Source organism: Acidobacteriota bacterium (genome assembly GCA_034211275.1).
Lineage (GTDB): Bacteria > Acidobacteriota > Thermoanaerobaculia > Multivoradales > JAHZIX01 > JAGQSE01.
The window spans coordinates 1-7,722 of sequence record JAXHTF010000263.1 but is presented as its reverse complement, the minus strand read 5'-3'; the positions used below and the strand labels follow the sequence as shown (position 1 = coordinate 7,722).

At 68.2% G+C, this 7,722-nt stretch carries 8 protein-coding genes; 7 read left to right on the top strand and 1 reads right to left on the bottom strand.

What is annotated here, in order from left to right; genetic code table 11:
- The 6 genes from SX243_24230 to pdxA form a co-directional block, all read left to right on the top strand.
- Nucleotides 1-678, top strand: a 678-nt coding sequence (locus tag SX243_24230) for a hypothetical protein (protein ID MDY7096094.1), incomplete at its 5' end; no start/stop codon positions are given.
- Between the two features lie 33 nt (nucleotides 679-711).
- On the top strand, nucleotides 712-1,695 hold the full coding sequence (locus tag SX243_24225; GenBank protein MDY7096093.1) for a phosphotransacetylase: 984 nt from the start codon (nucleotides 712-714) through the stop codon (nucleotides 1,693-1,695).
- Nucleotides 1,692-2,960, top strand: coding sequence for a phosphoribosylamine--glycine ligase (gene purD / locus SX243_24220; protein MDY7096092.1), 1,269 nt, complete (start codon nucleotides 1,692-1,694; stop codon nucleotides 2,958-2,960). The genes SX243_24225 and purD overlap by 4 nt, the downstream gene beginning before the upstream one ends.
- 200 nt (nucleotides 2,961-3,160) lie before the next feature.
- Nucleotides 3,161-3,895, top strand: coding sequence for a regulatory iron-sulfur-containing complex subunit RicT (gene ricT, locus SX243_24215; protein MDY7096091.1), 735 nt, complete (start codon nucleotides 3,161-3,163; stop codon nucleotides 3,893-3,895).
- Between the two features lie 46 nt (nucleotides 3,896-3,941).
- On the top strand, nucleotides 3,942-4,265 hold the full coding sequence (locus tag SX243_24210; protein ID MDY7096090.1) for a hypothetical protein: 324 nt from the start codon (nucleotides 3,942-3,944) through the stop codon (nucleotides 4,263-4,265).
- Between the two features lie 30 nt (nucleotides 4,266-4,295).
- A complete protein-coding gene (gene pdxA / locus SX243_24205) occupies nucleotides 4,296-5,315 on the top strand; it encodes a 4-hydroxythreonine-4-phosphate dehydrogenase PdxA (GenBank protein MDY7096089.1) in 1,020 nt (339 codons plus the stop codon).
- On the opposite strand, the gene SX243_24200 is transcribed toward pdxA, so the two are convergent.
- On the bottom strand, nucleotides 5,312-7,255 hold the full coding sequence (locus SX243_24200; protein MDY7096088.1) for a hypothetical protein: 1,944 nt from the start codon (nucleotides 7,253-7,255) through the stop codon (nucleotides 5,312-5,314). The genes pdxA and SX243_24200 overlap by 4 nt on opposite strands.
- 142 nt (nucleotides 7,256-7,397) lie before the next feature.
- On the opposite strand from SX243_24200, the gene SX243_24195 reads away from it, so the two are divergent.
- On the top strand, nucleotides 7,398-7,722 hold a 325-nt coding region (locus SX243_24195; protein ID MDY7096087.1), incomplete at its 3' end, for a ClpXP protease specificity-enhancing factor SspB.

Genomic DNA, 7,722 nt, shown 5'->3' with positions numbered 1-7,722 from the left:
ACCGGTGACGAAGACCTCTTGGATCCGCGGGTCTGCGAATGCTGCGCCACCGGTGCCGCCCTCGCCGACGGCGGACCGGTGGTGGTCTACCGGGGGCGCAGCGACGAAGAGATTCGAGACTTCCGCATCGTGCGACGCACCGCCGACGGCTGGTCGGCCCCCAAGACGGTAGCCGACGATGGTTGGCGCATCGCCGGCTGCCCGGTCAATGGTCCGGCTATCGACGCCGATGGCCAGCGGGTGGTGGTGGCCTGGTTCACCGCCGCCGAAGACCAGCCGCGGGTCCGCCTCGCCGTCTCTACCGACGGCGGTGCCCACTTCGCCCAGCCGGTGGAGATCGCCAGCGAAGGCGTCCGCGGGCGAGTCGACGTGGTCCTCGCCGACGACGGCACGGCGGTGGTCTCCTGGCTGGGCCGCCAGGCTGATCAGACAGCGGTGCTGCTACGGGCGGTGAGCCCCCAGGGCCGACCGGGACCGATCCACTCCGTGGCCGCCACCAGCGGCGCCCGCTCTAGTGGCTTTCCGCGCCTCGCCCTGGAAGGCGACGAGCTGCGGGTAGTGTGGCGCAATTCGGAGGGAGCGGGAGAGCTCCACGGTCACCGGCTGAACATCGATCAGCTGAAGACGAGGGCCCAAGCAACGCCCCCGCCGTCGCCCCCAACCACCGGGCGCCGCTAGAGGCTCTCGCCGACCCTTCGAGGACTCACCTTCTTGACCCAACTACTCGAGCAACTCCGTCACCGCGCCCGTGCCTCCGGCGCCAGCCTGGTGCTGCCGGAGGGCGACGACCCCCGGATCCTCGAAGCCGCCGCCCAAGCTCCCGCCGCCGGGTTGGGGCAGCCGGCGGTGGTAGGAGATCCAGCGGCGGTGCAGGCCCTGGCCCAAGAGCACGGCATTCCCGTGAGCTTCCCCATCCTCGACCCACGGGACGACGAAGACCAGCCCGCCCTGGCGGCCTATCTGGGGCGACGATTGGCGGCAAAGAAGCGTCCGCCGGAGGAAATCGCCGCCCTCGCCCTGGAACCCCTGCACTACGCCTGTCTACTGGTGGCCACCGGCCGCTACGACGGTGCGGTGATGGGCGCCCGGGCGACCACCGCCGAGACCTTGCGTGCGGCCCTGCGCTGCGTCGGCCCCCGGCCGGGGCTCAAGACCGTCTCTTCTTGCTTTCTCATGGTGCTGCCCGACGGCCGGGGCTTGATCTACAGCGATTGCGCTGTCGTGCCGGACCCATCCCCCGCGCAGCTGGCGGATATCGCCACCGCGGCAGCCCAGAGCTGCCGGGATCTACTGGGAACCGAGCCGCAGGTGGCGATGCTTTCCTTTTCCACCCACGGTAGCGCCCAACATCCGCTGGTCAAACGGGTCTTAGAGGGGGTGGAGGAGCTCCAGCGCCGGCAGGTGGACTTCGCTTTCGACGGCGAGCTCCAGGCGGACGCCGCCCTGGTTCCCGACGTCGGCCGCCGGAAAGCCCCCAACAGCACCGTGGCGGGGCAGGCCAACGTGCTGGTGTTCCCCAATCTGGATGCCGGCAACATCGCCTACAAACTCACCCAACGGCTCGCCGGCGCGCGGGCCGTCGGGCCCCTGCTTCAGGGCCTGGACCGGCCGGTCCACGACCTATCGCGGGGATGTTCTACCGCCGACGTGCTGGACGCCATGGCGGTAGCAGCTGTGCAGAGGAGAAGAGCATGAAAGTCCTGGTCATCGGCAACGGCGGTCGCGAGCACGCCCTGTGCTGGAAGCTTCGGCAGAGCCCTCTGCTCAAGGAACTGTACTGCGCTCCGGGCAATCCCGGCACCGCCCAGGTGGCGGACAACGTGCCCATCGCCGCGGACGAGATCCACCGGCTGGCGGATTTCGCCGCCGACCTCAAGATCGACCTCACGGTGGTAGGCCCGGAGCTCTCCCTCTCCCTGGGCATCGCCGACGACTTCCACAGCCGCGGTCTGCGCCTCTTCGGACCACGTCAGCAGGCCGCTGAGCTGGAGAGCAGCAAGGTCTTCGCCAAGCGCTTCATGGAGCGCCACTCCATCCCCACCGCTCCCTTCGAAGTCGTCCACGACGCAGCCGATGCCCGGCGGGCGGCGGAGGGCTTCGGCTTTCCGGTGGTGCTCAAGGCCGATGGGCTGGCGGCGGGCAAGGGCGTGCTCATCGTCCACGACGACGAGCAGCTCCAGGGGGCTCTCGACACCCTCTTCGAGGAGCGTCGCTTCGGCGCGGCGGCGGACCGGGTGGTGGTAGAGGCCTTCCTCCCCGGCGAGGAAGTCTCGTTCATCGCCCTCTGCGACGGCAAGCGGCTCCTGCCCCTGGCCACGAGCAAAGATTACAAACGCATTGGTGATCAGGACAAAGGCCCCAACACCGGCGGCATGGGCGCCCACTCGCCATCCGGCGTGCTTTCCGGAGACGCGGCGGCTCAGGTGGTGGAGACCATCCTGCGGCCCACGGTCCAAGGCATGGCGGAAGAAGGCCGCCCCATCGTCGGCGTCCTCTACGCCGGCCTGATGCTCACCGAGCAGGGCCCCCAGGTGCTGGAGTACAACCTGCGTTTCGGCGATCCGGAAACCCAGCCGCTGATGATGCGCATCGACGGCGACCTGCTGCCGGTGCTCGCCGCCGGCGCCGCCGGCGACTTCGGCAATCACCGCCTGGCCTTCCGCAAAGAAGCGGCAGCGTGCATCGTCCTCGCCAGCTTCGGCTATCCCGGCAAGCCGGTGAAGGGGGAGCTGATCGAGGGCCTGGACCAGGCGACGGCCCGGGAAGGGGTGCAGGTCTTCCACGCCGGAACGGTGGAACGGGACGGCCAGATCCTCAGCGCCGGAGGTCGAGTGCTCGGCGTTTCGGCGGTTGGCCACGGTCTTGCAGAAGCATTGAAGCGCGCTTACGAGGCCACCGCCGATATCCAATGGCCGAGCAAGGTCTTGCGCCGAGACATCGGCCGGCGAGTGCTGGAGTAAGCGCCTGGAAACGTCGTCGGAAGCGCTGTTCTAAGGCCTTAGGGCCCCCAGCGCCCGGCGTTGACGGTGCGATGGCCGAATGCCATACTGGCACGCAAGTCGCCGAACCCGAAGCTGCCGGTCTTTTCTTCCCTCGAGCTTGTCATTCTGGGCTCTTCGGTCTTCGTTTCCGGCTCGTTGAATAGAGAAAGGTTCGAACCATGAGTGGATGCAGTGGCTGCCAGTTCAAAGGCATGTCCACCGCCGTGGAGGATACATACGTAGGGGTTCGGTTTCGTGAAGAAACGAACCTGACGCTCTGCCGCACCGGCGGTGAGATCTTCTCCCGCGGCGACCAGGTGATCGTCGAGACGGACTTTGGCCCAAGCTTCGGCCGGGTGGAGAAATCCCCCATGCCGATCTTCAAGCCGTGTCAGAAGTCCAGCGCCCAGGCCATCACCCGGCGCGCCACCGAGCAGGATACCGACGCCCACGACCGCCAACTGACCAACGAGGCCACGGCCAAGCGCTTCTGTCAGGAGCGCTCCCGGTCCCTCGGGCTCGAGATGAAGGTCTCGCGGGTGGACTTCAGCCTCTACGGCAAGAAGGCCGTGTTCTACTTCACCGCCAACGGCCGGGTGGATTTCCGGCAGCTGGTGCGCGATCTCTCCCGCCGCTTCAGCGTGCGGGTGAAGATGGTGCAGGTGGGAGCCCGGGACGAAGCGGGACTGCTCGGCGGCATCGGCATCTGCGGACGCACCCTCTGCTGCTCCACCTGGCTCAAGGACTTCCGGCCCATCTCGATCCAGATGGCCAAGCGCCAGAACCTCAGCCTCAATCCTTCCAAGATCTCCGGACAGTGCGGCCGTTTGCTGTGCTGCCTGGCTTACGAGGACGACCAGTACCGTCGGCGCCCCAAGGGCCGGCGATCCTCCGCGTCCTCGAGAAACCAATAAGGCCAAATCTATGGGCCGACCCAGTGAGCCTATGAGTAATCGCAAGTTGATTCGACCCGACGCCCACGACATCAAGGGCACTGCCGGCCGCGGTGCACGACGCAAACAGGCACCGCCGGAGCAGACCAACGCCGAGGAGTTCTACTACCTCAAGCAAATGGCGGCGAAGACCCCCATGGTGGTGGTCCTCACCGATGGCGAAGAGCTGCGCGGATGGATCGAGTGGTACGACAAAGGAGCCATCAAGCTCAACCGCAACCGCGGTCCCAACCTGCTCATCCCCAAGCACAGCATCCGCTATATGTTCAAGGAAGAAGAGCTCAAACGAGGCCGGCGGCGGTCTCCGTCCGGCGGTGGCAGTAGTAGCTGATTCGTCCCCGACCTAGGCTTTCCCCTCGCCGTGAGCACGCCGCGCCCCATCCTCGCTCTGACCCAGGGAGATCCCGCGGGTATCGGTCCGGAGATCCTGGTGAAATTGCTCCAGGACTCTTGGATCGATCGCCCCTGGACACCGCTTTTGGTGGCCGAACGGGCCGCCTTGGAAGCGTTGCAGCCACAGATGCCGACCTTCCCTTGGGAGCGGCTGGCGTATTTCTCGTCGCCGCCGGATCGGCGCCGCCTGGAAAGCCTCGAAGACGAGATCGCCGTTCTCGATCCCGTGGCGGAGCGCCGCACCGTAACCCCCGGTCAGTCCGGCCCCGCCGACGCCGCCGGCGCCCTGACGGCGCTGGATGCGGCGGTGGCGGCGACGCGCACCGGCCTGGCGGATGCCGTGGTCACGGCTCCCGTGAGCAAGAGCTCCATCGCCACCCACCATCGGCCTGATTTCACCGGTCATACCGAATATCTGGCCGCCGAAGCCGACCTGGAAGAATACGGCCGCGACTATCTGATGGCCTTCCTATCCCCGGACCTCCAGGTCGCCCTGCTCTCCACTCATCTGCCGTTGCGCGAGGCGCTGGATCAGGTCCGCTCCGAAACCATCCTCGATGCCTTGCGCTGCTTGGGGCGCCACGCGCCCGGACGCATCGCCGTCGCCGGCCTCAACCCCCACGCCGGCGAGGGCGGCCTGTTGGGCTCGGAGGACGAGGAGGAGATCGCCCCGGCGGTGCAGGCTGCCCGAGAGCTGGGGCTGACGGTGGATGGCCCGCTGAGCGCCGACTCCCTCTTCGCCCGCGCCCGCCGCGGAGCCTTCGACTGGGTGCTGGCCCTCTACCACGACCAGGGACTCATCGCGGTGAAGACCGCCGCCTTCGGGCGCGCCACCAACTGGACCCTGGGGCTGCCCTACCTCCGCACCTCGGTGGACCACGGCACGGCTTTCGACCTCGCCGGCAAGGGCCTCGCCGACCACCGCCCCCTGGAGGCGGTGATCCAGACCACCCTCAAGCTGTTGAGCGGTGAGCTGCCGCGGTCCTAGCGCTGTACCCGCCGCATCACGCTATAACCCAAGAGCTCACCCTCCCCGCTCCGGGCCTCCACCCACCAAAAGGCCGGCTGCTCCGGATAGAGCTTGGACGCCGCCCGCAGCAGGGGCAGCGGCAGCGAGCCCTCCAAGGCCTCCCCGGTCCCTTCCTCCACGGCCCCCTCCACGACCAACGGAAGGCGCGCGGTGTTGGCGGCGGTGACCACGAAGAGGGTGGCGTGGGTCGTCCCGGGAGGTGCCGCGACTCGGATCCGCTGGGGGTCCATGGAGCTCAACACCTCGAGCTCCGTCACTCCGGTGGTGGCCCGGCGGAGCCTCGGGCCGGCAACGAAGCGCCGCAGCTCCTCCGCCTCCGCATCCCAGCGGAAAATGGCCGCGGCGGGTTCACCGTCCGCCACCGGCAAGAGACCGCCGCCGGATAGGTCCGGCAGCGGCAGGACATCGAGTCCTGGCTGGTGGAAGGGAGGCCGCAAGGCGTCCCGCAGCCCCCAGCGGAAGACCTGCGCCACCGGGGCTCCGCCGGCATCGTGGACAAAGAGGGGATAGCCGGTGATGAAGATCCGCTGCCCAGGGGAGAGCTGGTGCTCCGCCAGCGCCCGCGGCAAGGCCCGGGTCAGCTCTCCTGCCCGGGCGTAGTCCTGGGCGTAGCCGCGGAGCGCGACGCCCCAGGCAGCTCCCAGCACCAGCGCCGCCCCCAACACGCAAGACCCCACTGCCACCGGAAGAGCCAAGCCCCGTTGCTGCAATCGGGAGCGCAGAGCTTCCCCCAGGAGCCCAACCAGGGCGAGCACGACCAGCGCCGCTCCCGCCGCCGCCAGGTACCAATACCGGCCGTTCCCCGGCACCACCGGTGCGAAAGCGAAGGGGGCTTGGTGCAGCGCCGTCCAGGCCGGCCCCAAAAGCAGCCAGGCGCCCCATTGCGGGCGCCGGCCGGTGGAGCTTTCGAGGTCGCGATGCTCGACGGGCTCTTGCCCGCCGGCCGGCCGGGAGGCTCCGGCCCGGCGAGGCAGGCCCCACCGCACCCAACCGCCCAGCGCCACGATGCCCAGCGTCGCCATCGCCACCAGCACCGCGGGAGCGCTCGGCGGCGTGGCGCCGTAGATCGGCACCAGGAGGCGGAAGAGCGACGCCAGCAGGTCCCCGGCCAGGTCCGCCGCCCCCTCCAGCAATCGGGCTCGGGTGGAATCGTAGCCTCCCAGCACCTGACCGAAGAGCCCCCGGCGAAGCAGCAGATAGGCGCAAAGCAGGCCGAAGAAGAGCGCGTGGGGCACGGCCAGCCAACGGCGGCGGAAGCGCCGGTGGAGGACTCGGCGGGAAGGTGCTGGGCCAAAGAGGTCTAGCGCCAGAGCCACCGCTGGCAGCACCGCCGCCCCTTCGTAGCTGCCCAGGGCCAGGGCCAGGAAGGCGGTACCGGCGGCCAGCCAACCGACGGCGGCGGTGGATCGCCAGCGCAGGAAGCAGAGCAGGAAGGCGAGCCCGAAGGTGGCGGCGAAGAGAGTGGCGAAGCTGGCGATGAAGAGCACCGCGTTGAGGTGCAGGGGGTAGATGGCGAAGAGCGCCGCCACCGCCGCTGGCGGCAAGAGCCCCAGGGCCGGTGTCCAGCTCCGCAGTAGCCGCAGCAAGAGCCAAGCGTTGAGGCCGTGGACCAGCCAGTGGGTGAGAGCGTAGGGCAGCGGATGGCTGCCGAAGAGTGCCTGTTCCAGCGCCAGCAGGGTGGTGGAGACCGGGCGGTAGAATTTGACCAGATCGATCCCCAGCCAGGGCCCGGTGAAAGCCTCCACCAGCAGCCCCCAGGAATCTTGATGGAGGCGCGCGAGGATCAGAAGATCCTCGCTGACGAAGGCGCGGCTGAAGGCCGGCGCCCACAACACGGCGGGCAACAACCAGAGCAAGGCCCCGGCGAGGAATTGCCGGCGATAGAAATCGGTTTTCATCGAGGGTCGAGGAACGTCGCGGGAATCTCGGGACCTTTGAATTTTCCCCGCCGAGGTACAATATTTTCATACCCGACCCCACTCTGTGGGACCTGGCCTGGTTTGCAAGCCCCGGTGCCATCTGTGGGAGGGTGGACTGACTATGACCACACCACGCCTAGACTACCCTTCGATGCTCCAATCCGCGGTCCGCGGCGTCATCCGCTCCGCGTTAGAGGAAGTGGCCGAGCTGGGACTGCCCGGCGAGCACCACTTCTTCATTCAGATCCGCACCGACCACCCCGGAGTCTCTCTCCCGACCTTTCTCCGCGAGCGCTATCCGGAGGAGATGACCATCGCCCTGCAGCACCAATTCTGGGGCTTGATGGTGGACGAGGAAGCTTTTTCTGTCACCCTCGCCTTCGAGGGCTCCCGGCATAGCGTCACCGTTCCCTTCGAAGCCGTCGGCGAAGGCGACGACGGCTTCG

What these genes read in the sequence shown, in the direction of transcription:
- ricT (MDY7096091.1), top strand. Translation starts at nt 3,161, where the DNA reads ATGAGTGGATGCAGTGGCTGCCAGTTCAAAGGCATGTCCACCGCCGTG.
- SX243_24200 (MDY7096088.1), bottom strand. Translation starts at nt 7,255, where the DNA reads ATGAAAACCGATTTCTATCGCCGGCAATTCCTCGCCGGGGCCTTGCTC.
- purD (MDY7096092.1), top strand. Translation starts at nt 1,692, where the DNA reads ATGAAAGTCCTGGTCATCGGCAACGGCGGTCGCGAGCACGCCCTGTGC.